The sequence below is a fragment of the Mesorhizobium sp. M0293 genome (assembly GCF_040321735.1).
Lineage (GTDB): Bacteria > Pseudomonadota > Alphaproteobacteria > Rhizobiales > Rhizobiaceae > Mesorhizobium.
The window spans coordinates 1-2217 of record NZ_JAMYSA010000250.1 but is presented as its reverse complement, the minus strand read 5'-3'; the positions used below and the strand labels follow the sequence as shown (position 1 = coordinate 2217).

The 2217-nt window shown below is 60.2% G+C and carries 2 protein-coding genes and 1 pseudogene; 1 reads left to right on the top strand and 2 read right to left on the bottom strand.

The annotated features are described in order from the left end of the window. On the top strand, nt 1–352 hold a 352-nt coding region (locus NKJ06_RS35190; RefSeq protein ID WP_352812522.1), incomplete at its 5' end, for an adenylyl-sulfate kinase. A 170-nt stretch (nt 353–522) separates the two neighbouring features. Here NKJ06_RS35190 and NKJ06_RS35180 read toward each other — a convergent pair. Continuing rightward, on the bottom strand, nt 523–1221 hold the full coding sequence (locus NKJ06_RS35180) for a GntR family transcriptional regulator (protein ID WP_352630208.1): 699 nt from the start codon (nt 1219–1221) through the stop codon (nt 523–525). Between the two features lie 310 nt (nt 1222–1531). After that, nucleotides 1532–2086 (bottom strand): annotated as a pseudogene (locus NKJ06_RS35175) (type II toxin-antitoxin system HipA family toxin); the annotation flags it as partial. Between the last annotated feature and the right edge of the window lie 131 nt (nt 2087–2217).

Genomic DNA, 2217 nt, shown 5'->3' with positions numbered 1-2217 from the left:
ACTGATGGCCGATGCCGGGTTGGTCGTCATCGTGTCGTTCATTTCGCCGTTCAGCGCCGAACGGCGCATGGCGCGCGAATTGATGGCCGACGGCGAGTTCATCGAGGTGTTTGTCGACACGCCGTTCGAGGAATGCGCCAGGCGTGATCCCAAGGGCCTCTATGCGCGCGCACTGAATGGCGAGATCAAGAATTTCACCGGCGTCGATTCCCCTTATGAAGCGCCGGAAAACCCGGAGATCCATCTCAAGACACTCGGCAAATCGGCCGAGGAGATGGTCGACGCCCTGGAACACTGGCTGAATGAGCGCGACATTGCCGAAGACCAATACGACAGCGGCGGCGGCATCTGACGACAGGCCGATGCTCGAAATCTTGGAGCGGCTGGCACTGGCGGCCGGGCGCGAGGTGATGCGCGTGTTCCACGCCGGCTGATCCCGTGACAGCCAAAGGGTCAAACTTAGCGACCGCTATGCGTTCGTCGCGCCAAATCCATCTTCGACGCTATGTACCGGTGCTGCAGTCAGGTGGTTCTCAGTATGCGGGTAACCGGCGCCGTGCTTGCGGCTTTCGGCTGGTCGCCGACGGCAAAGACGGCGCTCGCCTCGCTGACGATGGAAACGTGGTCCCGCGCTGCCTTGCCGGCGGCGGCGCCGTCACCGCGCATGATCGCGGTGACGATGGCATCGTGCTCCTGCCAGGATTTGGCGAGCCGGCCTGGCAGCATGAACTGGGCTCGGCGGAACGGCGCCAGCCGACTGCGCGTCATCACGGTCATTTCGTAGATATGTGCGTTGTGGGCGCCGCGATAAAGCCTGCTGTGGAACTCCGTGTTGAAGTACTCGTAGTCCTCCTCGGCGCCCAGACGCACCATCCGCGCCGAGGCCTGGTGCTCGACCTCGAGCGCGCGGCGCTCGCTGCTGGTCATGCGCTCGGCCGAGAAGCGCGCGCAGATCGCTTCCAGCTCGGCCATGCTCTCGAACATCGAGGCGAGATGCTCCTGCGTCACCACGGCGACGATGGCGCCGCGGTTTGGCCGCCTTTCGACCAGACCCATGGCGCTCAGCTGGCCGAGCGCCTCTCGCACCGGGGTGCGTGATACGTCGAAGCGCGCTGCGAGGGAGGTCTCGTCTAGCTTTTCGCCGGGGCGCAAGAAGCCGGTGACGATCCGGTCACCGATCGCCCTCACCATCTGATCCACAGTCGTGCCCGACCTGGTCAAGCTGCGCTTCCCCGACAAGTTTCCTCCGTTTGGTCTTCTCGTTGGGCAGCTCAGCGGCCCGTCGAATCGATATCCCCTGCTTATGCCTCTATTTTAATCTGCCTGTCAAACTGGCTACTTTCAAGGCAAAAAGTGCATGCAATTGCCTTTGACGTGAGCAGGTATGTTTCATGTATATGCTGAATTTATTAGATAAATTTCGTATTCAGAATTGGCACGGCGATTGCATGCACTTTCTCGAAGGCATGTTAACCGACCCGGAAAAGGGTCTTACAGGGGAGCATTCACTATGACCGCGAAATTCACGCTTAGGCGAGACGGCCGCGCCAAGGGCCGAGGCTAAGTCGTGATAAGCGGCGCCCTCATATTTGCGCGAGGGATAGACGCCGAAGACCTGAGCGAAATCCTCGATGTGAATCCTCTCGCCCTCAGCGCCGCGATCGAAGCGTTTGACGAGAAGGACCTTGCCCTCTGACAGCGTGTTGAATTCTTCGGGAATATCCGCGAAATCGGACTTCTCGACAAGTTCGCGTTCAGGCACCTCCATGCCGATCGCTGCGGCCAGCGCGAGGTTGGCGAATTCATTTTCGGAAATGCCTGGAAACGCCGTCGAAGGGAATTTGGCGATGTATCGGCCTTGCTCGTCGTCCATCGGCAAGGTCAGGCCGCCGCCTTTTCCAGTGTTCTTTATGACCGACAGCTTCATCTGCACGCCGGCAAGTGAGAACCGAGCCTTGGGCTTATCTTTTGACGCATCCTGCGGGACCGCTATCGCGCCATCACTAGGCAATGCCTGCACGCCCCCTGGCAGATCGGTGCCGAGTGCTGCAAGCAGATCGAAATCATTGCCTGAAAGACTGGAGCCATGAGGTAGAGATCGAGAACCGGTCGTCGCGCTCGCGTTGAGCGTCGTTCGGCGGAAGCAGAGCATGGCGGGCTTCTTCAACAAGGAGCCTGACCATGCACCATCCTATTCTCGATGCCCGGATCAGCCCG